This is a genomic window from Rhodomicrobium sp. Az07 (genome assembly GCF_018619475.1).
In the GTDB taxonomy this organism is placed as follows: Bacteria; Pseudomonadota; Alphaproteobacteria; order Rhizobiales; family Rhodomicrobiaceae; genus Rhodomicrobium.
In genome coordinates this window covers 1-26,255 of sequence record NZ_JAHFZG010000001.1, presented here as the reverse complement: position 1 = coordinate 26,255, position 26,255 = coordinate 1, and the positions used below count along the sequence as shown (strand labels likewise).

Sequence of the window (26,255 nt, the reverse complement as noted above, 5' to 3'; positions counted from 1 at the left end):
CTTGCAGCGTCGCGTCCGGGCGCGACGGCGCGCCTTCGCCGATCCTCGGCCCCGCTCGTTTGCCCCAAATGGAGAACAAAACGGATTGACTGTCGTGGAGTTATGGTCCAAAACAAGAACAAAGCAGGATCATATGTGCCATGAGCGTCACTTCCCCGCCAGTTTCCGCCGAAAAAGGCAAGCGGCCGCAAACCGCGATGCGAGAAAGCGCAACTGCGGTTTCCGGCGCCCTGGACGCGCTCAGGATGCAGGTCCGCGCCATCGAGGGCCATACTCTCGATGACGATCGGGCGCACCCCGTGCTGCCCTTCGCGGATGCGCGGCTGAACGCGCCGCTGCCTGGAGGCGGCCTTTTGCTCGGCGCGCTGCATGAATTCACCGCGAACGCGCTCGAAGCCGAACTTGCGCCAGCGGTGACAGGCTTCGCGGCGACGGTGCTCGCCGCTCATCTACGCGCGCGCGGCGGCTTCGCGCTGTGGGCCGCAAGCCAGACCGACTGTTACGTGCCCGGACTTCGCCGCTTCGGCCTCGATCCGGCGCGCATCGTCTTCGTGGACTGCCGGAAAGATACCGAGGTGTTGGCCGTGATGGAGGAAGCGCTTCATTCGCGCGCTGTCGCATCCGTGCTCGGCGAGGCGGGCGCGCTCACGCTGAAAACCGGGCGCAGGCTCGATGCCGCCGCGCGGGCTTCAGGCACGCTCGCCCTCCTCATCCGCCGCCATGTGGTGAAGCCCAGGGGTGTCACGGGCGAGCCGAGCGGAGCCGCATCCACCCGCTGGCGCGTCGCCGCCGTCCCTTCGTCCGATGTCTTCGGCAGCCTCGGGCCGCCGCGCTGGCGTCTCGACCTCGATTATTGCCGCAACGGAAGAACCGCATCCTTTATCGTGGAGGCGCTCGATGGCGCAGACGGGAACCTTGAAGCGGGCCACTGGAAAGCGGGCCATGTACGTGTGGTTGCCGAACTTCGCGATGACGCTCGCGCGGCTGAAGCGCCCGAGGCTCGCGAAGCGGCGCGAACCGCTGGCCCTTCTTGAGAAGCAGGGCGCCATCCGCCGCATCGCCGCGCTGGACGGCCCAGCCATCGAGGCGGGGCTTTATCTGCATCAGCCGCTGGCCGACGCGCTCGCGGTGTGCCCGAAACTCGTCACCGCCGACGCCGACCCTGCCGCCGAGGCGGACGCGCGCACGGCACTCGCGTTGTGGGCGCAGCGCTATACGCCCGCAACCGCGCCCGCGCCGTCCGGCCTGTGGCTCGACATCACGGGCTGCGCGCATCTCTTCGGCGATGAAAACGAACTTGCGGATGACCTTCTGGACCGCCTCGAAACGCGCGGCATCCCCGCACGTGCCGCCATCGCGCCCACCTTCGGCGCGGCCTTCGCGCTCGCCCATCACGCCGAACGCTCCGTGATCGCGGGCGACTTCGCCGCAACCGCCGGAGACGAGCCGTCGCTTCTGCCGGGGCAGGCAACCCTTTTCGGGAGCGAGGACGGTCGGCGCGTGGAAACCGGTCTTGCCACCCTGCTCGCGCCGCTGCCCGTCGAACGGCTCCGCATCGCCACGAAAACCGCGAGCGTGCTGCGCAAGCTCGGTCTCTACACCGTCGGCGACGTGCTGCCCCTGCCGCGCGCCGGTCTCGCGCGTCGCTTCCCGGGCCTCCTGCCCCAGCTCGACAAGGCACTCGGCCGCGCCGACGAAAGCATCGATTTCCTGCGCGCGCCGACGCCGTGGCTCGAACGCCTGCGTTTTGCCGAACCTTTGGCCGCGCCGGAAGACATCGAGCGCGTGACGCGCGCGCTGCTCGACATGCTGTGCCGCCGCCTTGAACGGGAGCGGCAGGGTGGCCTCACCTTCGAGGTGAGCTTCTTCCGCGTCGATGGCGGCGTCGAAGGACAGGCCGTGACAACGGCGCTGCCCTGCCGCGATCCGGTCCGCGTCATGCGCCTTTTCCGCGAGAAGCTGCCGCTGATCGATCCGGGCTTCGGCATCGATTCGGCCATGATCTTCGCCTCGAAGGTGGAGCCGCTCGAAGCGCGCCAGTCCAGCATCTTGCGAGGGGGGCAAGGCGAAGCGGGCCTCGAAGATCTCGCGGCGCTGATCGACGGCCTCGAAAACCGCTTCGGCGAAGGGCGCGTCTATCGCTTCGCTCCGCGCGAAAGCCACATCCCGGAACGGGGCGTGTCAAGGCAACCGGCGCTCGCCGACGCGGCAGCGGTGTTCGCGGTCGCGGCGACTCCGCGTCTGGCGGCCGAGGAAAAGGAGGCGTTTCCCTTTGCCCTCTGTGAAGCGAGCGGTGCATCGGCCGAGCTGCGTTCAAGGGACGCCAGACTGCCGGACTATCCGGGCGTGTCCCTCAAGCCACAAACAAGCGAAGCGATCGCGGCTAATGTGCCCGCTTCATCCGTTGCCCGGCCCGCGCCGCCCTCGCACACCAACGCAGTTTCCCTTCCGCCAGGAAAAGCGCGGGCAGCGGGCAGAAAAAAGAGCGCTCGGAAGCAACCGGCTGCGGGGCCTTCGCCGTGGGAAATGCTGCCCGAGCGTCCCGTCCGTCTCTTTTCCCGGCCTCACCCCATCGACGTGACCGCCGCGCTTCCCGACGCGCCGCCGATGCTGTTCCGCTGGCGCAAGGTCGTCCACCGCATCGTTCGCGCCGACGGGCCGGAGCGAATCGCGTCCGAATGGTGGCGGGGGCTGCGCGACGAAGAGCGCGAGGTCCGCGATTATTATCGTGTGGAAAGCGCGCACGGCATGCGGTTCTGGGTCTATCGCGAGGGAGAATATGGCGGCGAGCGCCCGCCGCGCTGGTATTTACACGGAGTATTCGCATGAACGCGGGAGCAGCGCCGCCGCGCTATGCCGAACTTCAGGCCGCTACGAACTTTTCGTTCCTCGAAGGCGCGTCGCATGCGCACGAACTCGTAGCGCGCGCGGTTGAACTCGGCCTTTCCGCCATCGCGATCACGGACAGAAACTCGCTCGCGGGCGTCGTACGCGCGCATCTCGCCGCCCGCGATCATGGCGTAAAGCTTGTCATCGGCTGCCGCCTTTCGTTCGTCGACGGCGCGCCGGACCTCCTCTGCTATCCGACTGACCGCGCGGCTTACGGGCGTCTGTGCCGGCTTCTGACGCTCGGCAAGTCGGATCGCGTCGTCAAGAGCGATGCCCGCGCCGCCGCCCAAGGCGCCTCGAAAGCCCCTGTGAACCCTTTACCGGTTTTCGAGCGGCAAACGCGGGAAGCAACCTCGAATGTTTTGCCGTGGCGAAAAAGGCCGTCGGAAGCGTCGCCCTCTTTCCCGTCTGCCGATATAAAGGATGCCGCGTCATTCGACGGGGCAGAATCGCAACGAGCGAAGCCAGGTGAAGACGCAAGTCCGGCCTCCAGCCGCAGCGATCGCGAACCGGAAGACGCGATTCCGAAAGGCGAATGCCGCCTCACCCTGGATGATTTCATTACCTTTTCGGAAGGCCAGATCGTCGCCGTGCTGCCGCCGGACGACATCTTCCGGCATCCGCGTCGTATGGGCGACTTCCGCCGCCACCTGCAAACGCTCGCCGCGCGGCTGCCGGCGCGCGTCTACCTCGCCGCAAGCCACCGCTTTCGGGGCGATGACGGTCAGCGCATCGCTCGTCTCGCCGCGCTCGCCGACATCCTTCGCGTGCCGCTCGTCGCAACCGGCGACGTGCTCTACCACACCCCTACGCGCCGCCGCCTTCAGGACGTGCTCACCTGCATCCGCCACACCTGCACCATCGACGAGGCGGGCTTCCGGCTCGCGGCGAATGCCGAGCGGCACCTGAAAGCGCCCGCAGAGATGGCGCGGCTGTTCGCGGGGTATCCGGAGGCCGTGACCAACACGGCCAAGCTTGCGGCGCGCTGCACCTTCAGCCTCGCCGAACTGACCTACGAATACCCCGAGGAAATCGCGCCCGATGGCGAAGCTCCACAGGCCCGGCTGGAACGCCTCACATGGGAGGGGCTCGCATGGCGCTATCCGGCTGGCGTGCCCGACACGGTGGCCACGCAAGTGCGGCACGAATTCGAACTGATCGCGCGCTTCGATTACGCGCCGTTTTTCCTGACGGTCGAAGACATCGTCCGCTTCGCGCGCGAGAAAAACATCCTGCATCAGGGGCGCGGCTCGGCGGCGAACTCGGCCGTGTGCTACGCGCTCGGCATCACGGGCGTTGACCCCGCGCGCTCCAACCTCCTGTTCGAGCGCTTCATCTCGGACGCGCGCCACGAGCCGCCCGACATCGACGTCGATTTCGAGCACGAACGCCGCGAAGAGGTGATTCAATATATTTATACCCGCTTTGGTCGCCACCGCGCGGGGCTGTGCGCCACCGTCATCTGTTATCACACGCGCGGCGCGGTGCGCGAGGTGGGCAAGGCGCTCGGGCTTTCGCCGGACGTGACGGCGGCGCTGTCCGGCTCGGTCTGGGGCTGGAGCGATGGCGGCGTCGATCCGGGCGACCTTGCCTCGCTCGGCCTCGACGCGAGCGACCCGCGTCTCATGCTCTGCCTTGAGCTGACACGCGAGCTGATCGGCTTCCCGCGCCATTTGTCGCAGCATCCCGGCGGCTTCCTCATCGCGCGCGGGCGTCTCGACGAACTCGTACCCATCGAAAACGCGGCGATGGAGGACCGCACCATCGTTTCGTGGGACAAGGACGACATCGAAGCGCTCGGCATGCTGAAGGTGGACGTGCTCGCGCTCGGCATGCTGACCTGCCTCGCGAAAGGCTTCGACCTCATCCGCGCGCATTACGGCCGCGACCTCACGCCCGCCACCGTGCCGCCGGAAGACCCGGCCGTTTACGCGATGCTGTCGCGCGCCGATTCCATCGGGGTGTTTCAGGTGGAAAGCCGCGCCCAGCAGACGATGCTGCCGCGCCTCAAGCCGCAGAACTTCTACGACCTCGTGATCGAGGTGGCCATCGTTCGGCCCGGCCCGATCCAGGGCGACATGGTCCACCCCTATCTGCGCCGTCGGCAGGGCCTCGAAGACGTAAACTTCCCGAGCGAAGAACTGAAAGGCATCCTCGAAAAGACGCTCGGAGTGCCGTTGTTTCAGGAACAATGCATGCGCATCGCCATCGTCGCGGCGGGCTTCTCGGCGGGCCGCGCGGACGAGTTGCGCCGCGCGATGGCCACGTTCAAGAAGGTCGGCACCATCGGCACGTTCAAGGACGAGTTCATCGGTGGCATGCTCGCAAGGAACTATCCGCGCGACTTCGCGGAGCGCTGCTTCAGCCAGATCCAGGGCTTCGGCACTTACGGCTTCCCGGAAAGCCACGCGGCGTCTTTCGCGCTCCTCGTCTACTGCTCGGCGTGGATGAAATGCCACTACCCGGACGTGTTCGCCGCCGCGATCCTCAACAGCCAGCCGATGGGTTTTTATGCGCCCGCGCAACTCGTTCGCGACGCCCGCGAGCATGGTGTCGAAGTGCGCGCCGCCGACGTGAACGCGAGCGAATGGGATCACACGCTGGAGGCGGCGGACGGCGGGCGGCATGCGCTCAGGCTCGGCTTCCGCCTCGTGGCAGGCATGCGGGAGGAGGACGCGAAAAGGATCGTGGAGGTGCGCGAGGCGGGCGGACCGTTCCGAAGCACCGAGGACGCGATGCGCCGCGCGAAGCTCGGCACGGCCGCGATGCTCACGCTCGCGCGCGCCGACGCGTTCGGCTCGCTGGCGCGGGGGCGACGCGAAACCCTGTGGGACGTGGCGGGGCTTGAAGCGGACGAATTGCCGCTGTTCGCGCGGGAAACGACACCTTCCGCTTCGCTGTCCGAGCCGGGCGCGGTCGCGCTGCCGCCGCTTGGCGCGGGAGAGGCCGTCGCAGAGGATTATTCCGTGTTCGGCCTGTCGCTTCGCAATCACCCGATGGCCTTCCTGCGCGCCGAGCTTCAGGCGAAAGGCATGGTCCGCGCCGTCGACCTGAAGACGCTGCCGAACGGGCGCTTCGTGACGATCGCTGGGCTCGTGCTGTTTCGCCAGCGCCCCGGCACCGCAAAGGGAACGATATTCATGACCATTGAAGACGAGACGGGCGCGGCCAATCTCATCATATGGCCGAAGCTCTCCGAAACGTATCGTCGCGCGGTCTTCGGCGCAAAGGTAATCCTCTGCGAAGGCGTTCTGCAAAAGGAGAGCGGCGTCATCCATGTCGTAAGCAGCCGCCTGAGCGATTTCACCCGCGCCCTCGGCGGTCTGCAACCGGATGCCGACGCCTTCGCCGTCCGCTACGGGCGCGGCGACGAAGTGGCTCACGGAACCGCACAGCCGCGCCGACGTTCAAAGGTTAACTCGAATTGGACGGGCACCTTAAAAAGCCGCGATTTTCGCTAATGCTGACTTACATCCTTTCCTGTAGCCCTGACATAAGCCATTGCCGCAGGAGAACGACGGTCGCACAATGACCAAGGCAACGGCCAACGCTGGCGGAGCGTTTCGCCTTTGCCTCATTACAGGGGGAGATAGGGGAGACCATGCGCGTTAAATCTCACATCTGGGTGAGTGCTTATCTGCGCCGCCTCGACGCGGCTTTCATTCCCGCCGCGCTGGTGCGTCACGGCGATGCGGATGCGGGCGCGATCTATATCAAGGTCGCAGCGCTCGACGGCACAGCCCAGGTTTACGCTCCGCTCTCGTCGCAATTCGCCGAAATGTCGCCCGCCGGGACGCTTTTTCTGGAAGATGGCCGGGCATGGCAGCCGGTCTACGCGCCTCACGCGGCGGAGGCGGAAGCAGATGCTTACCTTGAGCGGCAGGCGAGCCGCGATCCCGACATCTGGATTCTCGAGGTGGAAACGCCCCAGGGGCGGCACATGCTGGGCGCGGCTGCGGCCGCTGTTTCGTGATCGGGGCTATAGCTTGCTCTTTGCCATTTCGATGGCGGCGCCATAGGGCACAGGCTGCGAAAAGTGCGTGAGCAGCGGCAAGCCTTCGATGAGCGCACGAAGAACGCGGATCGGTCCGGCATGGGTGATGGCGAGGATGGCGGGAGCAGCGCACGTCCCCGTTTCGACTGGGGGGGTGGGCCTGCGCCCGGCCTCCGAAGCGATGCCGCTCACATCCGCCAGCCAGGCCGAAAGCCGCGCGGCCATTGCGGCGAGCGTTTCGCCGCCGGGCGGGGCAGTCTCGGGCAGGCCGTTCGCCCAAGCGTCGAAATCGGATTGGGCGATGGCGTCCCAGCGCACGCCCTCCCATGCGCCGAAGTCGAGTTCCTGCAAGCGCTCATCGATGCGCGCCGCCGGATCGAGCCTCAACGCCAGGTCGCGGCAACGCCGCGCCGGGCTCGCGTAAACCAGGGCAACACTGGCATATGGCATTAGGCGCGCCACGGCGTCGGCCACTTCACTCGCGTCGCAGGCGAGATCCATGCGCCCGTAACATACGCCCGCCTCAACCACCGGCTTCGGGTGCCGCGCGAGGATGAGCCCGCCGTGCATCGTCGCCAGGGATTGAGCGTTCTCTTGAACCGCTTTCATGACGATCTCGAAACCTGGGCCGATCTGGACGCGCACCCCGCAGCTTCCCCAGTCCGGCGATTAGAAAAAGCTTACACGCACGCAGCCAGCGCCAGCAGGAAGGCCAGTTCGAAGCTCTGCTCGAACGCGCCGAGCACGTCGCCCGTATAGCCGCCGATCAGCCGCTTCGCCCGCCAGCCCATGAACAGCACGGCGGCGACGCCCGCCGCCAGCCCCGCCAGCGCGAGCGGCAACGGCAGTAGCGCCAACGGCGCAAGCCCGAACACGGCGGCGACGGCGAGCCCGCGCGCGGTGACGCTGTGCCCGGCAGGCTTCATCTTCCCGGCCTCGACCGGTTTCGCGTAGGGCAGGACCGGCATCGCCGCGATGACAGCAAGCCGTCCGCCCGCGTGGATCGCGACGAGCGCGGCAGCCGCCAGCGGCACCGGCAGCGCGGCCAGCGCGAACACTTTCACGCCGAGGTTCAACACCGTCGCCACCACGCCATATGTGCCGAGGCGGCTGTCGGTCATGATCGCGAGGCGCTTTTCCTTCGTCGAACCGCCCATGGCGTCGAAGAAGTCGGCGAAGCCGTCCTCATGAAATGCGCCCGTCGCAGCGACGCCCGCCGCCACTGCGAGCATCGCCGGGAGCGGTCCGCTCCAAACGAGCGACGCAGCCAGCAGCACCGCCGCCGAAATGCCGCCAACCACCACGCCCGCCAGCGGGAAATATTTCACGCTTCGGTCGAGCCACGCATGGTCGAAGGCGAACAGCCCCGGCACCGGCAGACGCGTCAGGAACTGCACGGCGCTCAGGAACAGGCAGAACTCCGTGCGGACGAAGGCGATCATTTCGGGTGCGGCCTCATTTGGCGGGCGTCGGGTGCGGTCCCGGCAGGTCGGCCATGGTGTCGAGCATCGCCTGCGCCATGCGCAACATCGGCACCACAAGCACAGCTCCGGTGCCTTCGCCAAGCCGCATGCCGAAGCTGAAGAACGGCTCCGCGTTCAGCCACTGCATGAGCCCGATGTGGCCGGGCTCCGCCGATTGGTGCGAGAACAGCAGATAGTCGCGCAGGTTCGGGTCGATGGATACCGCGGCGCAGGCGGCGGCGGTGGCGATGAAGCCATCCACGATCACCACCTGGCGCGCGTTGGCCGCGCCGAACATCGCGCCCGCCATCATCGCGATCTCGTAGCCGCCGAATTCGCGCAGCGCGTCGAAGCCGGTGCCGACTGGAGCGCGCGCGAAGGACCGGGCGAGCACATCGCGCTTGTGTTGCATCCCCGCTGGCGGTGCGCCCGCGCCGGGACCGACGACGACATCCAGCGGCAGCTTCGTGACGCAATGCGCGACGAGCGCCGCCGAACTCGTGTTGCCGATGCCGATCTCGCCGAGCGCCAGCATGCCGAAGCCTTGCGCCTTCAGCTCCTTTGCGATCTCGAAGCCCGCGCGCAGCGCCGCGCCGAGTTCATCGTCGGTCATCGCGGGTTCGAGCAGGAAATCGCGCGTGCCGGGGCCGATGCGCCTCGACGTAAGGCGCGGATGCGGTGGGTGCGGCTGGCGAAGCCCCGCATCGATCACGAACACCTCGACGTCCGCGCCTTTCGCGGCGATATTGCCCCCTGCCTTGCCGTCGCAAGCCATGCCGGTGACGAGCGTCGAGATTTCGGCGGGATAAGCCGTAACGCCCTCCGCGACGATGCCATGATCGGCCGCGAAAATGGCAAGCGCCGCGCGACCTAGGTCTGGTTTTAAGGATTGCGTTATAAGACCGGCATGGATGGCCAGCGCTTCGATGCGGCCGAGCGAACCGACCGGCTTCGCCTTCTGGTCGATGGCGGCGCGAAGCGCTGATTCGATGTCGCGCGAAAGCGGCGTGACAGAGGGAAACCGTTCAGCTTTGTGCATGGGATCACTGTTATAAGAGGCAAGCGATGAGCACTAAAGATCACACGGGCGGCGAGCCGGTCAATGCGCCAATCTTTCCGAAGCCGCCGGTGGTGCTTCTGCTGTTCCTTGCAGCGGGCTTCGCGCTTCAGCATTTCGTTCCGCTGCTTTCGGGAGAGCCGGACGTCGTGAGCGTCGTCGCGGGCAATGCGCTGATGGTGGCGGGGTTCGTGATCGCGATGTTTGCCGCGCGCGAGATGTTCCGGGCCAGAACGGCCATCCTGCCGGGCGAGAAGGCCACGGCGCTCGTGCAAAGCGGCATCTTCTCCCTCTCGCGCAACCCGCTCTACCTGACGTTCATGTTCTTCATGGTCGGCCTTGGCCTCGCGCTGGCCAACCTTTGGCTGATCCTGCTCGCGCCGTTGCTCCTCCTTTACATGCAGGAGCGCGTCGTCAAGCGCGAGGAAGCCTATCTTGCCGCGCGATTCGGCCCGCAGTTCATCGAGTATCGAAAGCGCGTGCGCCGCTGGCTTTGAGCGGCCCGAGCTTCGCGTGACGCGCTTTTTTTCAGGATAAATCGCCGATCGGGGCAAACCGCCGCTGTGGCAGCAAAATCGGCCCGAAAACGGCCTTTGTTACGGTGCAACTCCTCATCCTACGGACGAATCAAACCCGCAGAGGTTGAATCGGCTCCGGCGTTTTTTGCAACGTTGTTCCGTTTCGGTCGATCTGGAAGCTCGAGGCTTTCGAAATATTCATGATCTCGCGTCATTCCTCCGTACCGGAACCTTTCCTATATGCGTGTGTCTTACCACCCGTGTTTCTTGGCACGGCGAACATGGAGTTTCCCGAATGAAAACGACACTCACGGCTGTTGCGGCATTGATGATCGCTGTCAGCCCCCTCGCAGCGCAGACGACGGCACCCGCCAGCACGGCTCCTGTCACATTCATTGAGCAGCAGACGAACGACGAAGTGCTCGGCACCGACTTTGTAGGCACGCCCGTCCTCACGAAGGACAACCAGCAGGTCGGCAAGATTGCAAATCTCGTGTTCGACAAGGACGGCCGTATCGCGATCGCGGTGATCGGCGTCGGCGGCGTCCTCGGCATCGGCGAGAAGGAAGTCGCTGTCCCGTTCGACGCGATCAAATCCGAAGTGAAAGACAACAAGCACGTCTTCACGGTCGACGCGACGAAGGAGCAGCTGAAGGCCGCCCCGGCGTACAAGACGCTGAACGACCAGGCGTTCAATCAGCGCGTGACCGAGTGGCGCCAGAAGGCGGCCGAAAGCTGGAAGCAGGCCAAGGAAAAGGCCGGCCAGGCCTACGAACAGGCGAAGGAAAAGATCAACGAGAACAAGCCTGCCGAAACCCCCAACACGACGCAGTAGCGGTCAAAAATATGCAAGGAAGGAGGCTCGGCCTCCTTTTTTGTTGCGTTTCTTTCGACGGACGAAGGACGCGCGGCAAGCCGCAACGGCGCGCGCGTCACATCACGAAGCGGGCGGAAAATCCACCTCGGCTCGCAGCGGGCGGGACAGCAGCGCGTCAATGGCGTCGTCGACGCTTGTCTCACCCTTGACGATGCTGTGGACGGCCTCGCAGATCGGCATCTCGACGCCGTGCTTGGCCGCCAGCGCGACAACCGCACCCGCCGAATGCACGCCCTCGGAGACGGACTTCCGCTGGCCGAGAATCTCGGACAGCATGCGGCCCTGCCCAAGCGCCAACCCGAGCGACATGTTACGCGACTGAACGCTCGATGCGGTCAGGATGAGATCGCCGAGGCCGGAAAGCCCGGTCAGCGTTTCGAAACGTCCACCGAGCGCGCGTCCGAGCCGCACGAGCTCCGCGAAACCGCGCGTGACCATGGCCGCGTGAGCGTTCGACCCGAACTTTCGGCCTTCCACGATCCCTGCGGCGATCGCCAGCACGTTCTTCACCGCCCCGCCCACCTGCGCCGCCGTCACGTCGTCGGTCCAGTAAAGGCGGAAGGTGCGATGCGCGAGGGCCGCTGTCAGTTCCGCGCCGAGCGCCTCGTCCGCGCAGGCGAGCGTCAGCGCCGTGGGCAGGTTGCGCGCCACCTCGCCCGCGAAGCTCGGACCGGAGAGAACCGCGATTTTCGCGCCGGGCAGAACCTCGCTCACCACCTCGCTCATGAACGCGTTCGAGCCGTTCTCCACGCCTTTGGTGCAGATCACGACGGGCGTGCCGCTTCGAAGATACGGCGCGATCTCGCTGGCGACGGCGCGCGAAAACTGGGACGGCGCAACGAAAAGAAGAGCGTCGGCCGCCGCGACGTCCTTCGCCTTGGCTGTCGCGCGAATGCGTGGATCGAGCGCGACGCCCGGCAGATAGACGCGGTTCGTGCGGTGGTCGTTGATCTCGGCGACCGTCTCGAACTCATAGGCCCAGAGCGTGACCTTGCGTTCCGCGCGGCAGGCGGATTGCGCAAGCGCGGTTCCCCATGCGCCGCCACCGATGACCCCGATATGTTGCAGGCGTGTCGCCTCGCCGGAGGTGTTCGTGACCATGACGGAGCCGCCCTTTCAAAAAAATGCCCGTCCGACATGCGGCGGCGGGCGATGTCGATCCCGGCGGCTGTGGTAGCGGGGCGGTGGCGACCGCGCAACCCGCAGACCCGGTCAGGGTCATTCCGCCGCGGAAAGCTCCTTCACCGCCTCGACCGAAACAGATACTTCGGAAATCGGCCAGCGCGCGCGAGCCGCAACGTCGAGGCCGTCGACGAACCCGGCCGCGATACGATTCGCGCCCGCCCAGGCGATCATTGCCGCATTGTCGGTGCAGAGCCCCGGCGGCGGCGCGTGGAACGTATAATCGGACGCCTCGCATTCTTTCAGCAGGGCTGCTCGCAGCATGCGGTTGGAGGCGACGCCGCCCGCGACCACGAGCCGCCTCGGCAAGCCGGACGCTTCATAGATCGTCATGGCCGCGCGAAGCCTGTCCCGCACCACGTCGGCGGCTGCTCTCTGGAACGATGCGCAGAGATCGGCGGCGACTTGCCTCGACACCGGCGCGTGCATTAGTGCGACCTGACGAACGGCCGTCTTGAGGCCCGAAAAGGAGAAGTCGGGGCGGGTCCGGCCCGCGAGCGGTCTCGGCAGATCGAAGCGATAGGGATCGCCGCTGGCGGCTGTGCGCTCCACGGCGGGACCGCCGGGAAAGCCGAGGCCGAGCATCTTCGCGACCTTGTCGAACGCTTCGCCGAGGGCGTCGTCGATGGTGCCGCCGAGCTTCTCGTACTGGAACGGGCCGCCAACCTTCAGAAATTCCGTGTGACCGCCGGAAACCAGCAACAAAAGGTATGGCGGGCGAAGTCCTTCCGTGAGGCCGACCGTCAGCGCGTGGCCTTCGAGATGGTTCACCGCGGCGAGCGGCACGTTATGCACGAGCGCAATGGCCTTCGCCGTGACGAGGCCCACGAGGACGCCGCCGATCAGCCCGGGCCCGGCCGTCGCGGCCACGCCGTCGATGTCGCCGAAGTCGAGTTGCGCCTCTCTCAGCGCCGCCTCGACGATGCTGTCGACCACCTGCACATGCGCGCGCGCGGCAATTTCCGGCACGACGCCGCCATAGGCCTCGTGATCCTGGAATTGCGACCGTATGATAGACGAGAGAAGTGTGCCGTTGCCGAAAGGGCCGCGCCGGACAATAGCAGCCGCTGTTTCATCGCAACTCGTCTCGATTCCCAACACTGTCAACTCGCGGTCTTTTGTCGCCCCCGGCTCCATAGTTGCTCCGGTGCTCGCGCGTTGCTGCATGATCCGTGTCTAATTCCGTCTTGCTTTAGTGCTGTACCTTGCGGCTGCGATATGCTTAGTGTCCCAATCCTCTGCATCCTCAAGAAGTCGGACGCACCCCTACAACCTAAGTCAACACAACCATGAAAAATCACTCAGACGCAAGGCAAATTCGCATTGGTACACGTGGCAGTGCGCTGGCTTTGGCGCAAGCTACCGAAGTACAGAACCGCCTGGCCGCGATCTATGGCGACGAGGTTAAATTCGAGCGCGTCGTCATCAAGACGACAGGCGACAAGATCCTCGACAAAGCCCTGTCTCTGGTTGGCGGCAAGGGGCTTTTCACCAAGGAACTCGAAGAGGCGTTATTCGCCGATCAGATCGACATCGCCGTTCATTCGATGAAGGACGTGCAGGCTTTTTTGCCGGACGGTCTTGAGATCGTCTGCAATCTTCCGCGCGAGGATGTGCGCGACGCGTTCATCTCCAACAAGGCGAAATCGCTTGCAGACATGCCGGAAGGCGCCGTCATCGGCACGGCCTCCATTCGCCGCGAAGCCTTCATCAAGAACAAGCGCCCGGATCTGAAGACGGTGCTTTTTCGCGGCAACGTCCAGTCGCGGCTCAAGAAGCTCGAAGACGGCGTGGCGGACGCGACGCTGCTGGCGTCAGCCGGCTTGAACAGGCTCGGCCTTTCGGACCGCATCACGGCGCATATCCCGGTGGAGGAAATGCTGCCTGCGCCCGCGCAAGGCGCCATCGGCATCGAGATCCGCTCGAACGATCAGGTGACGCGCGAACTCATCATGGCGCTGCATGACGAAGCGACCGGCTACGCCATCGATGCCGAGCGCGCCTTCCTCAGCGAACTCGACGGTTCCTGCCGCACGCCCATCGCCGCGCTGGCCCGTTACGACGGCCACGGCAAGGTGTCGTTCAAGGGCGCGATCCTCACGCCTGACGGCGCACGCATCTACGAAACGACCCGCGAAGGCAGCGCAAACGACGCGGCCGCCATGGGCAAGGACGCCGCCAAGGAGCTTTACGCCCGGGGTGGCAAGGATGTGTTCCCCCCGGCGGCCTGACCCATCTTGCGCCACGCGGACGCCGCATTTCGCGGCTTCTGCGCCCTGTGCTCTAATTGAATAATGCAGTGCCTGGGACAGAGATCTGATATGCACCGGCGAAGGTGATGCGATGTCGGTTCACTGCATCGGGCGAAGTTCATGCGACGGCGGAGGCGGAATGCGTTTGCTGGTAACGAGAGCGGAGCAGGACGCCACGCCGTTCGCGGATGAATTGCGGGAGCTTGGGCACGAGCCCGTGCTTCAGCCGCTCATCGAACTTCGCATGCTCGATTTCGACGCGTCGGAGCTTGAAGATACGGACGCGCTCATCGTCACGAGCGGGAACACGCTGCGTGCGCTGGAACAGGTTGGCGCAATCGGTGGGTTGGCCCGCTTCCCGATTTACTGCGTCGGCGACGCGACCGCGCGGCGCGCCCGACATTGCGGCCTTCAAAAGCCACTCGCTGTCGAAGACACCGGCGAAAAACTCGCCGCTGCGATCATCGCCATGGCAGCGCCCGGTACGCGCTTCATCCACGTTGCGGGTGAACATCTTTCGTTCGACATCGTCGGAGAACTGATCCGCCACGGCATGCCGTCGCGGTCGCTGGCGGTTTATGTCATGGAAGCTGCCGAGGCGTTCACTCCCGAGATCGCCGAGATGATCGAACGCGGCACGCTCGACGGCGTGACGCTGCTCTCGCCGCGGACTGCGGAAATATACGTTTCATTATGTCACAGGCACCGATTGGCCGAATGCGCTAAAAAAATGGTGTATTTTTGCATATCGGAAACTGTGGCGCAGCAACTTCGAACGCTCGAACCTTGTCGCGTTTACATATCCGAAAGGCCGAATCGCAAGGCTCTTCTGGACCTTGTACGTTAGGCGCAACCGTGCCCTTCCGAAACCACGATCCTGTGGAAGATGGCGTTTGCAAAAAAGATAAATAGGCTGGTCCGACGATGCCCGAAGACAAGAAACCGAGACCGACTATCATCGATGGCGAAAAGGCCAAGTCCGCAACGGCGGCCGCCGATACTTCGCCCCGGCCGAAACCGCAGATCATCGAGCAGGCGCCGAAACGTTCAGGCGGCGGCTTTCTGACGGCGTTGACGGCGGGCCTCGTTGGCGGCGTTGTCGGCGCTGGCGCGGTGTATTTCGCAGTGGCGACCGACACGAGCAGCGGCACGGACGCGGAAGCGCGCCGACAGATCGCCGACCTCCAGCAGCGGACGACACAACTCGGCGACGCCGTGCGCGCGCGCCCCGTCGCGGCGGCGGAAGCGAGCCCGGCTGCGGCGGCTCCGCCCGTCGATCTGACCGAGATCAACAACCGCCTCGATGCCATCGAAAAGACCGGCGCCGATTCGAGCGCTTCCCTGCAATCGCTGATCCAGCGCATCGAAGCCGTGGAGCAGAAGCCCGGCATCGAGCCAAGCAAGGAAGTTGTGGCGGCGGCTGTCGCGGACCAGATCGCGCCCATCGGGGATCGTATCACGGGTCTCGAACGCGGCCTTGGCGAACGGCGCGCGGACGCCCGCAATGCCGCGCTTTCGCTTGCTCTCTCGAACTTCAAGCGCGCTGTCGCCGATGGGCGGCCCTTCGCCGAAGAACTGACGGCCATCGAAAATCTGTCGCCTGAGAAACTTCCGGTGTCGGATCTCGCGGCCTACAAGGAAAAGGGCGTGCCCTCCATCGCCGCGCTGCGGACGAGTTTCGAGGCTGCGGCTCGCGTGGCAATCCAGCGTCATTATCAGAAGCAGTCGCCGGACAGCGTCGTGGGCCAGGTCATGGCGCGCGCGCGCTCTGCGGTTCAGGTCAAGCCGTCCGGCGATGATGGCGATACGGTCGAGGCCATCCTCGGACGGGTTTCGTCCGCGCTGAAGGCTGGGAATGCCGCGGGAGCCCTTGCGGCCGCCGACACGCTGCCCGCTACGGCGAAGGACGAAATCGGCGCATGGCTTGAGCAGGTGAAAGCCCGAGTGGCCGCCGACGAAGCCGTGAAGAATACCGATCAGCAGCTAATCGCATCTCTGACAAAGCCGCAGGCCGTCCAGAACTGAAGAAATCGGCAACCAAGCGCGAACTCGCTAACTTTGGAACTTAAGTCATGACCCGCCTCATCGGCTATTTCGTGCTCATCGTCCTTGTCGCTGTCGGGTTTGCCTGGATCGCCGACCGGCCGGGTAACGTCACCATCCAGTGGCTCGGCTATGACATCCAGACGAGCGTCTTCATCGGCGCGGTGGCTCTGCTGCTGGCCTTTGTTATCGTCTTCCTTCTGGGGTGGCTCGGCCTCCTCACCTGGACCGGCCCGAAGAAGTTTCGCGGCAGGGTTGAGCGCCGCCGCCAGCGCGTAGGCCAGGACGCCGTGCGCCGCGGGATTTTCGCGGCTGGAGCGGGCGACAAGTCTGCCGCGCTCAAGGCGGATGCCATCGCGAGGCGCACTGTGCCGAACGAGCCGCTCGCCCTTCTGCTTCAGGCGCAGTCGGCGCAGTTGAACGAGGATTCGATTGCGTCGCGCCAGGCGTTCGAGCGCATGCTCGAAAAGCCCGAGATGGCCGAACTTGGTCTTCGCGGTCTTTATATGGAAGCGAAGAAGGCGAACCAGAACGAGGCTGCCAAGCAGTTTGCCGAGCGCGCGCTGACCGCGAACCCCGCGTTGGCCTGGTCTTCGAGCGCGCTTTTCGAGATCCAGACCCGTGAGGGCGATTGGCGGTCCGCGCTGAAGACGTTGCAGATCGCGAAGGAACATCGCCATCTCGGCAAGCCGGAAGCCGACCGGCGCCGTTCGCTGCTTCTCACGCAGCTCGCCATCGAGCTGGAGGATTCGCAGCCCGGCAAGGCGCTCGCCTATGCGTCGGAAGCTTTCGACCTGTCGCCGACGCTGATCCCCGCCGCCGTGGTGGCGGGCCGCATCCTCACCACGCAGGGCCAGACATCGCGCGCGACCAAAATTCTCACGCAGGCGTGGCGTTCGACGCAGCATCCCGAGATCGCGCTGACCTTTGCCCATGCGCGGCGCGGCGACTCGCCTCGCGACCGCCTCGCCCGGGTGAAGTCGCTCGTTGCAGCGGGGTCGCAGACGCTCGAAGGAGCGGTCGCCGTGGCTGTTGCCGCCATCGACGCGCAGGAATGGAAGACGGCGCGGCTTGCGCTCGAACCCTATCTCGCGAACAATCCACCCGCGCGCGTCTGTCGCCTGATGGCGCGCATCGAGGCCGGGCAGAATCGCGATTCGGGCCGTGCGCGCGAATGGCTGGCAAAGGCGGCGCGCGGCGCTCCGGACCCGGTCTGGGTTGCGGCGGATGGCACCGTTTCCGCCGAATGGCAGCCGATTTCGCCGTCGACCGGTGCGCTTGGCAGTTTCGAGTGGAAGACCCCGCCCGCCAGCGCCACAGCAAACCCGGAGGACTTCGCCGCGGAGATTTCAGCTCTCGACGTGGTATCGCTCGAAGGTGAATCCTTGCCGGACTCCTATGCAAAGGCCAAGGGCTTGTCCGGCCGTTCAAACGAGCCGGTGGATGTGGTTGCGTCTCCGGTCGGCAAGGAGGCGTCCGACGCGGCCAAGACGGCGCCGACGCCCGCCAACGATACGGGGACGTCCAACGCTCTCGTCCCGACGTCAGAGGCGACCGTGGAAGCCGAAGAGGTTACGACTCCGGTCGACCGATTCCGCCGCCGCTGAGAGGGGGCGATCGCTTGGATCGACCGCCCGTCAGGGCGCGGGGCTGCCTGTGTGTTGAAGATGAGGCAAGCCCGGCGTTACGTGCGTTTCTGGCTGCTCGCCTGAGGACCCGCGCCCTGTGTGTCCCGGCTCGGTTGTCGTCGTTGAGCGTTGTCGTGATCGTGGTGCGATGCAAAGCTTCCCTTGGGACGTTTGCCCGAAATATGTTTCAGAGCGGACTTGCACCGAGAGTAGTCCGTTGCTATGCATTGTCACGCGGGTTTGCCCGCATCGCCGCTTTAGCTCAGCCGGTAGAGCACCTCATTCGTAATGAGGGGGTCGCGTGTTCGAGTCACGCAAGCGGCACCATTACTTAGCCCAAAATTGACTCGTCTGAAATCGGGGCAACCTACCACCAGCCTACCAACCCATGCACCGCTCCAACGCGCCTCTTCCCCCCTCCTAATAAGAGGCGTGATAGACGGGCGGCTTCCAATCAGGCGGGTCGTAAATTTTCGACCGCTTTATTTCTCCCGCAAATCTGGTCGCATTTTGAATGCCAGCTTTATCCCTAACCCAATGCTCCCGGTCTCTGTTTGGGTCTGCCATTATCTGAGTGATTAGCTCGTGTGGATTGATGGCATACCTGAACAAGCCGTCCTGGTAATCACCGGCGTTCCCAAAATAGAGCAAACGAAACTCACCCTCGTGTTTGAAAGCCGGACGCTTCAGCAAGAGTGAGTGGGCGAACCGAGCGGGCGAAATTTGAAGTTCACCGTCGTTGTAAAGAAAGTCGCGAAGCGTGCGCTCCCTCACATATCGGACCTTGCCGATAAAGCACCTATCCTGGGATGCCTCCGGGCGAGCGGCGACCAAGCCGCACAGCAATCTTCGCGGGGTTGACCGAATTCGCAGAAATCGTTGGTTGGGGTCATTTGCGTAAATGCCCCACATAGCTTCGGATCGGCTGTGGCTCGTCCAGCATTGCCCGACGAAGGCATCTTTGAAACCATAGTCGAAAGCCGCTGTGCCGAAAATTCCCCCGGCATTCAGGAGGAAGTTCTCGAACTTATCTTTCCATTTGTGTGTCTGGGTGAGCGTGTTTTTGTTAAGCGAGAACATATCAAGAACAAAAATTTCGGGCATTATCCGGTAAATTGGCCGGTCAAGGTCCTTCTCTGTGAGGCTTAAAAAATTCGCTTTTTGGGCGTGCAACGTGAGCATTGGTCTCCAGGCCCAGTAAGATTTAATCGCGATACTCCGACGTCGAATTAAACCCGAACCGGGTGAACCACGCTTCCAAGTCTTCCTTGCGATAGACGACCTTTGACCGCTTGCCCGGCCCGAGCTTGAAGTAGCGCGGACCGGTGCCGGTCACGCGCATGTCTTCGAGGGTGCGGGGTGATAGGCGCAGGAACGCCGCCGCTTCGACGGTAGTGAGAAGGCCGGAGATTGCGGAGAGCGGGTGATCGCTCATTGCGTCCTCTAGAAAGAATCTTTATTTCTGATTCTTAGCAGGCCTTTACCACAGGTGGAAGAGATGTCGAAGGTCGACGAAGAGTTGCGCCGCGCCATTTCGCGGGCGAGCGCGGAGTTTTTCGAGGCGCGCGATCGGCTGGAAGAGCTGTTCCCGCAGCTGCTGGGATCGAGATACGACCCCGTCGGGCTCACCGAGGAGTTCGGTGCCACCTACACAGAATCCCTGGTCAGCCGGGATCCCGTCAAGTTCGGCCTTTCGGAGACCGAAGCGAGGGAGGCGGCGTTCAACGTGGAGTTGCGTAAGCGGCTCGCCGCTTTCGTCACCGCGCAGGACAGGCTCGATACGCTGACCCTGGAGGACAACATGCGCCGTGACGTCACCCACGATGGGGAGCGGGTCATGGCGATCGATGGTGAGCTTGCCACCCTCGACATCATCAGACGTACGATGTCACGCAACGGTGAGGCGCCCGAGCCGCTGGTGCTGACCGAAGGGGCAGGACCGGAGCATGGTGCCACCCGTTCCCGCCGCCGAGACCGGGGGCGGAGTCGCTAGTTTGCTGAGACAAGCATGGCACCACGGTGCCCGGCTTTCTTCTTCGTTTCAGGACCATGCTGTCAGGATAGGACGTATCGCGACTGCTTGTTAGCTTGGCACCAAGGTTGCGTGGTTCTGTTGAATGCAGGAGCATGGTGCCATGCTGTTCGCACACCAGATTGATGGACGGGACCGGGAGTGTATCTTCGTGCTGCCGATGGGTTCGGTGGTGAGCTACTTCATGGCCGAGGGCAGCTGCATGCGGCTGCATATCGAGGCGGGCCTCTGTGCGTATGAGGATGAGTTTGAGGCCGACCGGTACGCGGTGCGTGAGGCCGTACTGGCCGAGGCGGCGCGGCGACTTGGGGTGCCGCTGTCTGAGGTGCTGCTGCTGCCGTTCGAGCGGTTGAAGGCGGTTTGCGACCGTGAGGCCGTTTGCGGCAACCCCTGGGGCATCCGCAGGCGCGCCAGAAACCGTTCTGCGTCGTTTTCCCGATAGGGAGTGAGTTCCCGTCAGTCCAGTTGAATCTATGCCCGCAGGGGTAAGCAGAGGCTTTCGCATCACCGGCCGACAAATCCTCGGGGGTGCGGGGGCAGACAGCCCCCGCCGTGACCTTTCAAGCGTGGCACCTTGGTGACAAGCTTGGCGTCATTTTGGGCAGTGCGTCTGGTACGCAGAGTCGGGGAGTCGGTATCGTCTGTGTAAGGGAGCAAGCAATGCCTTTGTGCCCAAAAATGGGCTCAAAGGCCCGCGCATTCGCCTGTGGCTCAAGCGCGGTTGCTTGCCCCTCAAACGCCGGGGAGGCTTAACGAACCATGCCCGCGAGGGGATACCAGAAACCCGATCCCGTGGACCGGCGTATCCGGGTCCAGCTGACCGATGCCCAGGCGGAGAAGCTTGCGCGACTGTCCGATGGAGCGGGCGTAAGCCAGAGTGAATACATGCGGAGCCTCCTCGATGATGTGGGTGCCGCCACGCCGAAGGAGCCGCCAAAACCGAAGCGGGCTTCTCCCGCAATGCTGAAGCTCGTTGAGATTCACGAACTAGCGATGCAGGTGAAGAAGCTCGGCACCAATGTGAACCAACTGGCACGGCAGGCCAACACCGGCATGGTGCCGCTGACACGGCGAGAGATTGAAGCGATGCTGGCCCAGCATGAGGCGCTCCTCAAGGCCGCCATCACCGTCATCGAGGCGTCGCTCTGATGATTGGCAAGGTGCCGGATCAGGGGAAAAGCTTTCGCGGGGTCGTGAGCTACCTCCTGTTCGGCAAGAAGGATGAGCCGTCGCCCGAACGCGTGGCGTGGGTGGAGACGCGGAACCTGCTCGTCACCGATCCGAAGAAGGCGGCGACGCTGATGCGGCTCACGGCGCAGAAGTCCAAGCGGGTGAAGACACCGGTCTATCATTACGTCATCAGCTGGCGCCATGACGAGGCCCCGACCGATGACATCATGCGGCTGGTCGCCGATACCACCTGTCACGATCTGGGGCTTGATGAGCACCAGATGCTGTATGTCGCGCACCGCGATACCGATCACCGCCACGTCCATATCGTCGCGAACCGCGTCCATCCGGAGACGGGTCGCGCGTGGAAGAACAGCCACGACTACCGGCGCATCGAGTGCTCGCTTCGCCGCCAGGCCGAGGGCATGGGGATGGACTATGTGCCGGGGCGGCACAACGATCCCGAGCGGTTCTACGGAAAGTCACGGGCTCCCGCCAATCCCGAGCGCCAGCGCAACCGGCGCCTCAAGCAGCGCGACCTTCCGCGCTTCGATGCCACCGCCAAGGACACGCATCGCGAACGGCTGCACGAGCTTGTGTTAAGCGCGATGAGTTGGGGTGAGCTCGATATGCGGCTGGCGGCGGAGGGGTTTTCGGTGCTTCGGAAGGGGCAGGGGCTGGTGCTCGCAAACGAGACGGGCACGATGAAGCTGTCGGACCTTGGGCGGGACATCCGCCTCAAGGGTCTGGAAGAGCGGTTCAACGAGAGTTTCACGTCATTTGATGAGGTGCGCGCCCAGGAGCGGGCGATGCAGAAGGCGCGGGTGCCGTCGCGGCCGAAACCCGTGGAACAGAAGCCCGTGCCGGTCCCCAAACCGGCACCTGAACCTCGCAGTGAAGTGCCCTCCCGTTGTACTGAACCGCAGGAGGGGTCCGATGTTTATGCGAACCTGAAGGACGCGGGCGATCGGGCCGATATGACGTATTCTCTCTACAACATGGGCCTCGCTTCCCGCGAGCAGGTGAAAAATGCGGCGCGAGAACTGAAGCAGGCGCGGGAGAAGCTGGACGAAGGCAGGCCGCTTATTGAGCAACTCACGAGAGACATGTTCAAGGAGAAGGAGCTCGAACCGGAGCCACGGGCTGAACCTTCGCGGCAGCGGCGTCGTGATCGCGGGCGGGGGCGGTAATCATCATGCCGGGCGGAGCCGCAGCCGCTGAATTTTGAGGATAGCCGCTTTCCGGAAAGGAAAAGCCGATGCGAATCATCGCGCGCATTGGTTAAGTTGACGCTACCAATGGTTGCGAACTTTCCGGGATCCGATGACGCCCTCTCTTTTCCTGTCCTCGCTTGATGCATTGTTGAACGACCCTGCGGGGCGGATTTCCGCGCCCGTGGCGGATATCCTTGCGACAATCCCCGACAGGCAGCTCCAGAAGATCTTCGACGGGGCGCTTGGCGAGCATCCGATGGTTTCGAAGGAGGACATCCTCGGTCCCATCGGCGCAAGCGGCGTCGGTATCCTGACCTATTTCCTCGGTTCTGCGCAGAGGGGGTACGATCGCGGCAAACGGCTGAAGCTCGAACGGATCATCCGGAGCTATACGGTGTCGCGGCCGTCCATTTCGCTGGCGGATCAGGAGAAGGGGCTGGTGCGCGGCATGGCGGCGCTCAGGGCCGGTGAGCATATCAGCGGGCGGGAGTATGAGGCCTTTCTCGCTGAGTTTGCCTATGGTGGCGGGCAATGCGCCGTCATTGCAGACCCCCATTGGCAGGGCGAAAAGCACGAGCGCGAGGCAAATCAGGGGCTGCATGCGGTGCTGCGGGTTATCCTCAAGCCCTATCAGCAGTTTCTGGCGCAGACAGCCAATACGGTCGCGGGTGCCCGGCATGTGACATCGCCCGCCGGTTCTGAAATCGGCACCTTCCTCAATCAGGGCAGCCGCTGGTTCGAGCACACGGCGCCGAGCGAGACGTTCACGACCGCGTCCAATCCGGACGACCTCACCATCGGCTGGACACCGGACGGCAAACCGTTCCGCTATGGCGGCGACGAAAGCCTCATCACCATCGCGGCGCCCGGAACCGGCAAGAGCCAGGTGCAGGTGATCCCGAATCTTCTGTCCTATCCGGGCTCTGCCTTCGTGCTCGACGTGAAAGGCGAGCTGTGGGAGGCGACAGCTGGCTACCGCGAGAAACATTTCGGGCCGGTCTACCGCTTCGCGCCCACCGATCCGGCAGGCAACACCCACGCCTATAACCCGTTTGATTTTGTCAGTGCCGACCCCATTCAGGCGGCAGTGGACTGCGAGCTCATCGCCAGCCAGATCATCGCGCCTGACGCGGGCGGCAAGGATCCGTTCTGGGACAACCGGGGCCGGGATTACCTTTTTACCTTCGCGCTTGCGGTTGCGCTCTCCGAACCAGCTGAGCGGCGCAATCTGGCGACGGTGATGGAGATGCTTGCCGTCCCGGTCAACTTCCCGGGCGGGTTGGCCGACGCCGCCTACCGGACTTCTCCCACGCCGAAGCTGATGGCACGGCTGAAGGTGCTGGCGCAGCATTACAATATCTCGGCACTGGCGGATAATGCCGTGGCCGTGGAATCGAGCCTCAACGACCGCATCGACGGTGTGTTCGACGCGGCGCGCCGCTATCTTTCAATCTTTTCCCGGTCGGTTCGCTTGCGGGCGGCTATGGCGCGCTCGGACTGGACGCCGCTCGCCTTGCGCGAGCAGCCGGGGACAACAGTCTATCTGTGCCTGAGCGGCGACGACATTGACACCTATGCCCCGATCGTTCGGCTCATCGTCCAGCAGCATGCCAATCTCCTGCTGCGTCATACGGTCGGGAGCAGGCTTCCGATCACGTTCTTCCTCGACGAATTCCCCCAGCTCGGCAACATGGCGAGCATCCTGCGTCTTCTCGACGTGGGGCGCGGCGCCAAGCTTCGCCTGTGGCTGTTTGCGCAATATCTGGGGCAGCTCCGGGATACCTACGGCAAGCGCGCGGATGGTCTCATCAACGCCTGCCGGGTGCGGAGCTTCATGCAGCCCGACAATCAGGCCGCAAGCTTCCTTGCACCCCAGCTCGGCACGGTGGTCCACCTGTTCAGCGGCGAGAAGAAGCCGCTTGCAGAGCCTTACGAGCTCATGGGCCGCGCTTATGCCGACAAGATCATCGTGACCGCGCGCGGCCACGACCCGGTGCTCCTCGACAAACGCTACGCTTACCGCGACTTCGCGGATGCGATGGCGCTGCCTCCTCCCCGCATCAGTCTTTCCCAACAGGCATAGGATGACCCAGAATGGAGAACGACCAGCGCCGTCAAGGGCGGCTACTTGCCTTCCTCAATCCGGACAAGGAGCCGGGTGATGCCCGACCCGCTTTCAGCGGCAGCCTCACCCTTCCGGATGATGCGAGCGAGCGGCGGATTGCTCTTTGGGCACACACTACGAAGAAGGGGCACACGCTTCTTGCCGGGCGGGTAAGCCAGAGCGCCCAGGAGCAGATTGCGGCGCTGCTGCGTCCGGTATCCGCCTCGGAAACCCTTATTGAGGAGGCGCAGTCTGACGGGAAGGAATTTGCGGTCGATCCGGGAGAGGTGCTGCTGTTCGCCAACATCCGGAAAACCCCGGAGCACGCCCAGGCGCCGGATTACTGGGGCTATTTCAATCCCGGCAACGGCGAAGCCCTGATGCGGGTGAGCGTATGGGCGAAAACGGATGCGCGTGGCAAGGCGATGCTGTCAGGCGCGCTTGATGTGCATGAGCCCGCGCGGGATTTGCAGCGGCAGCGGGAGCGTCATCGCGGGCGGAGCCGCTGAGCGATGCTAGCGGCTGCGGCCTCGGCCGCGCCTGCGGGACGGAGTGTCGGGCGCGGGTTCCGGCCCGTCTTCGAGGCTGCGGATCCTGCCCTGCACGTCTTCGAGTGCGCGGGAGAGCGCATAATGCATGACACTCTTGAGGAGCCTGTCGTCGACATGGCCCGCGAGCTCGGTGAGCCGCGTCCATTCTTCGGGCTCGGCGGCGTCGACAAGGCGGTCGAGGGCTTCCTTTGCGGCGTCGCGGTCGATGCCATCCTCCTGCGTGAGCCCCTGCCAGCGGGCATAGGCCAGCACCGCCGCATCGGCGTTGGGGAGCTGTTCCTTCGCCTTCCGGCGCTTTTCGACAAGGTCAACCAGTGCGTCGCGGGACCACATGCCGGGCCTCCGATGGATTTGAGCCAAACGTAACATAGCCCTTTTCGCACGCGAGTCATTTCCGAGGATTGTCCAATGACTTCGTCTCAACCGCTTGATTACCGCAAGCTGTGGCTACCTGCCTGGACCATTCCGGTTCAGCTCACGGCCGCGTTCGCGGCATCTCTCTATGTCGTGCTGTCCTCCATGCCGCCGGTCAAGCCCTGCTTTTACTGCACGCCGCAGCCGTTCCCCGCCCTGTCGACCGCGCTTCAAGTCGCGCTTGTGGTCGGCTTCGCAGGCCTTTTTTTCGGGTCCGTCCGGAACGGCGCCATGAAGGGCAAAGCGGCAAGAATGTTCGGGGTCATCTACCTGTCCCCGTCAGATCCCCTGACCCAGCGGGTCCACGACCTTGCCCGCAAGCTCCAGATGCCGCTACCCACTGTCGGAACCGTGTCCATCGCCAATGCCTTCGCGGTTGGCTCCAGTCCCCACGATGCTGCCGTGATCATCGGCCAACCGCTGCTTGGCAGACTGACCGAAAAGGAACTGGACGCCGTGATTGGCCATGAACTCGGTCACATCGCCACCGGCGACATGAGCCGGATGCAGATGGCGGCGGGCTTCCAGTCCATGTTCGACTGGGTGTTCAGAATCATCGGCTTCGCATTGATGATTGCCCTGTATTTCGCGGCCTCGGTGTCCGACAAGCGGGCGCGTGATGCCGAAGGCGGTCTCGTTATCGGCCTTGGTCTTGCGGCTCTCGGTCGGCTTACGGTGGGGATCGCTTCGGAGCTCCTCACGCGGCGCCTGTCCCGCTCGCGGGAATTCTACGCCGACGCCATCGGGGCGTCGCTCACCAGTCCCGACGCCATGCAGAACGCGCTCAGGAAGGTAGAGGGACTCGGCGGCGAGATGAGCCCGCGTGAGAAGGAATACAGGACGCTGATGTTCCGCGCATCGTGGGCG

25 protein-coding genes and 1 tRNA gene are annotated in these 26,255 nt (G+C 64.3%); 18 read left to right on the top strand and 8 right to left on the bottom strand.

Annotation, left to right across the window (positions count from 1 at the left end; all coding sequences use genetic code 11):
• The first annotated feature begins 140 nt into the window (after nucleotides 1-140).
• The 4 genes from KKP04_RS00130 to KKP04_RS00115 all read left to right on the top strand — a co-directional run bounded on the left by KKP04_RS00130 (nucleotide 141) and on the right by KKP04_RS00115 (nucleotide 6,862).
• Nucleotides 141-1,034, top strand: a complete 894-nt coding sequence (locus KKP04_RS00130; RefSeq protein ID WP_215024744.1) for an ImuA family protein — start codon at nucleotides 141-143, stop codon at nucleotides 1,032-1,034.
• The gene (locus tag KKP04_RS00125) at nucleotides 943-2,829 is read left to right on the top strand and encodes a DNA polymerase Y family protein (protein WP_215024741.1); all 1,887 of its coding nucleotides are present in this window, start codon (nucleotides 943-945) and stop codon (nucleotides 2,827-2,829) included. Before KKP04_RS00130 ends, KKP04_RS00125 begins: the two co-directional genes overlap by 92 nt.
• Nucleotides 2,826-6,350 carry an error-prone DNA polymerase gene (locus KKP04_RS00120; RefSeq protein ID WP_215024738.1) on the top strand — a complete coding sequence of 1,175 codons (3,525 nt, stop codon included), beginning with the start codon at nucleotides 2,826-2,828 and terminating at the stop codon, nucleotides 6,348-6,350. Before KKP04_RS00125 ends, KKP04_RS00120 begins: the two co-directional genes overlap by 4 nt.
• A gap of 140 nt (nucleotides 6,351-6,490) precedes the next feature.
• Nucleotides 6,491-6,862, top strand: a complete 372-nt coding sequence (locus KKP04_RS00115) for a DUF1491 family protein (RefSeq protein ID WP_215024735.1) — start codon at nucleotides 6,491-6,493, stop codon at nucleotides 6,860-6,862.
• 6 nt (nucleotides 6,863-6,868) lie between these two features.
• On the opposite strand, the gene KKP04_RS00110 is transcribed toward KKP04_RS00115, so the two are convergent.
• The 3 genes from KKP04_RS00110 to cobT form a co-directional block, all read right to left on the bottom strand.
• On the bottom strand, nucleotides 6,869-7,492 hold the full coding sequence (locus KKP04_RS00110; protein WP_215024732.1) for a histidine phosphatase family protein: 624 nt from the start codon (nucleotides 7,490-7,492) through the stop codon (nucleotides 6,869-6,871).
• A gap of 71 nt (nucleotides 7,493-7,563) precedes the next feature.
• Nucleotides 7,564-8,325, bottom strand: coding sequence for an adenosylcobinamide-GDP ribazoletransferase (cobS, locus tag KKP04_RS00105; protein WP_215024729.1), 762 nt, complete (start codon nucleotides 8,323-8,325; stop codon nucleotides 7,564-7,566).
• A gap of 13 nt (nucleotides 8,326-8,338) precedes the next feature.
• The gene (gene cobT / locus KKP04_RS00100; RefSeq protein ID WP_215024726.1) at nucleotides 8,339-9,385 is read right to left on the bottom strand and encodes a nicotinate-nucleotide--dimethylbenzimidazole phosphoribosyltransferase; all 1,047 of its coding nucleotides are present in this window, start codon (nucleotides 9,383-9,385) and stop codon (nucleotides 8,339-8,341) included.
• Nucleotides 9,386-9,411: 26 nt separating this feature from the next.
• Here cobT and KKP04_RS00095 point away from each other — a divergent pair, with 26 nt between their 5' ends.
• Together KKP04_RS00095 and KKP04_RS00090 are read left to right on the top strand one after the other, a co-directional pair.
• Entirely contained in the window at nucleotides 9,412-9,900 is a 489-nt protein-coding gene (locus KKP04_RS00095; RefSeq protein WP_215024723.1) for an isoprenylcysteine carboxylmethyltransferase family protein, read from the top strand.
• 316 nt (nucleotides 9,901-10,216) lie between these two features.
• Complete coding sequence (locus KKP04_RS00090; RefSeq protein ID WP_215024720.1) at nucleotides 10,217-10,756, top strand: PRC-barrel domain-containing protein; 540 nt, start codon at nucleotides 10,217-10,219, stop codon at nucleotides 10,754-10,756.
• A 102-nt stretch (nucleotides 10,757-10,858) separates the two neighbouring features.
• Here the strand turns inward: KKP04_RS00090 and KKP04_RS00085 are convergent, their stop codons facing one another.
• Nucleotides 10,859-11,899, bottom strand: coding sequence for an NAD(P)H-dependent glycerol-3-phosphate dehydrogenase (locus KKP04_RS00085; protein WP_215024717.1), 1,041 nt, complete (start codon nucleotides 11,897-11,899; stop codon nucleotides 10,859-10,861).
• Between the two features lie 117 nt (nucleotides 11,900-12,016).
• Complete coding sequence (gene tsaD / locus KKP04_RS00080; protein WP_215024714.1) at nucleotides 12,017-13,087, bottom strand: tRNA (adenosine(37)-N6)-threonylcarbamoyltransferase complex transferase subunit TsaD; 1,071 nt, start codon at nucleotides 13,085-13,087, stop codon at nucleotides 12,017-12,019.
• A 182-nt stretch (nucleotides 13,088-13,269) separates the two neighbouring features.
• Between tsaD and hemC the strand changes: the two genes are divergently transcribed.
• The 5 genes from hemC (at nucleotide 13,270) to KKP04_RS00055 (ending at nucleotide 18,230) form a co-directional block, all read left to right on the top strand.
• A complete protein-coding gene (hemC, locus tag KKP04_RS00075) occupies nucleotides 13,270-14,211 on the top strand; it encodes a hydroxymethylbilane synthase (protein ID WP_215024711.1) in 942 nt (313 codons plus the stop codon).
• 160 nt (nucleotides 14,212-14,371) lie between these two features.
• Complete coding sequence (locus KKP04_RS00070) at nucleotides 14,372-15,079, top strand: uroporphyrinogen-III synthase (RefSeq protein ID WP_215024709.1); 708 nt, start codon at nucleotides 14,372-14,374, stop codon at nucleotides 15,077-15,079.
• A 77-nt stretch (nucleotides 15,080-15,156) separates the two neighbouring features.
• On the top strand, nucleotides 15,157-16,257 hold the full coding sequence (locus KKP04_RS00065; RefSeq protein ID WP_215024706.1) for a COG4223 family protein: 1,101 nt from the start codon (nucleotides 15,157-15,159) through the stop codon (nucleotides 16,255-16,257).
• Between the two features lie 47 nt (nucleotides 16,258-16,304).
• A complete protein-coding gene (locus KKP04_RS00060) occupies nucleotides 16,305-17,882 on the top strand; it encodes a heme biosynthesis protein HemY (protein WP_215024703.1) in 1,578 nt (525 codons plus the stop codon).
• 272 nt (nucleotides 17,883-18,154) lie between these two features.
• A tRNA-Thr gene (locus KKP04_RS00055) sits at nucleotides 18,155-18,230 on the top strand.
• A gap of 93 nt (nucleotides 18,231-18,323) precedes the next feature.
• On the opposite strand, the gene KKP04_RS00050 is transcribed toward KKP04_RS00055, so the two are convergent.
• Nucleotides 18,324-19,085, bottom strand: coding sequence for a hypothetical protein (locus KKP04_RS00050; RefSeq protein WP_215024700.1), 762 nt, complete (start codon nucleotides 19,083-19,085; stop codon nucleotides 18,324-18,326).
• A 22-nt stretch (nucleotides 19,086-19,107) separates the two neighbouring features.
• Nucleotides 19,108-19,338: a helix-turn-helix domain-containing protein gene (locus tag KKP04_RS00045; RefSeq protein WP_215024697.1), complete on the bottom strand. Its 231-nt coding sequence runs from the start codon at nucleotides 19,336-19,338 to the stop codon at nucleotides 19,108-19,110.
• 63 nt (nucleotides 19,339-19,401) lie between these two features.
• Here KKP04_RS00045 and KKP04_RS00040 point away from each other — a divergent pair, with 63 nt between their 5' ends.
• From KKP04_RS00040 to KKP04_RS00015, 6 genes are all read left to right on the top strand, one after another.
• Complete coding sequence (locus KKP04_RS00040) at nucleotides 19,402-19,896, top strand: hypothetical protein (protein ID WP_041787325.1); 495 nt, start codon at nucleotides 19,402-19,404, stop codon at nucleotides 19,894-19,896.
• A 142-nt stretch (nucleotides 19,897-20,038) separates the two neighbouring features.
• Nucleotides 20,039-20,377 carry a hypothetical protein gene (locus tag KKP04_RS00035; RefSeq protein ID WP_215024693.1) on the top strand — a complete coding sequence of 113 codons (339 nt, stop codon included), beginning with the start codon at nucleotides 20,039-20,041 and terminating at the stop codon, nucleotides 20,375-20,377.
• A 317-nt stretch (nucleotides 20,378-20,694) separates the two neighbouring features.
• Nucleotides 20,695-21,084: a plasmid mobilization relaxosome protein MobC gene (gene mobC / locus KKP04_RS00030; protein ID WP_215024690.1), complete on the top strand. Its 390-nt coding sequence runs from the start codon at nucleotides 20,695-20,697 to the stop codon at nucleotides 21,082-21,084.
• Entirely contained in the window at nucleotides 21,084-22,295 is a 1,212-nt protein-coding gene (locus KKP04_RS00025) for a relaxase/mobilization nuclease domain-containing protein (RefSeq protein WP_215024687.1), read from the top strand. Before mobC ends, KKP04_RS00025 begins: the two co-directional genes overlap by 1 nt.
• Nucleotides 22,296-22,428: 133 nt before the next feature.
• Nucleotides 22,429-24,402: a type IV secretory system conjugative DNA transfer family protein gene (locus tag KKP04_RS00020; protein WP_215024684.1), complete on the top strand. Its 1,974-nt coding sequence runs from the start codon at nucleotides 22,429-22,431 to the stop codon at nucleotides 24,400-24,402.
• A gap of 11 nt (nucleotides 24,403-24,413) precedes the next feature.
• Entirely contained in the window at nucleotides 24,414-24,932 is a 519-nt protein-coding gene (locus tag KKP04_RS00015) for a hypothetical protein (protein WP_013419070.1), read from the top strand.
• A gap of 6 nt (nucleotides 24,933-24,938) precedes the next feature.
• Here the strand turns inward: KKP04_RS00015 and KKP04_RS00010 are convergent, their stop codons facing one another.
• Nucleotides 24,939-25,307, bottom strand: a complete 369-nt coding sequence (locus KKP04_RS00010; protein WP_215024681.1) for a hypothetical protein — start codon at nucleotides 25,305-25,307, stop codon at nucleotides 24,939-24,941.
• A 75-nt stretch (nucleotides 25,308-25,382) separates the two neighbouring features.
• Here KKP04_RS00010 and KKP04_RS00005 point away from each other — a divergent pair.
• Nucleotides 25,383-26,255: M48 family metalloprotease (locus KKP04_RS00005; RefSeq protein WP_215024677.1), on the top strand; the 873-nt coding region annotated here is incomplete at its 3' end.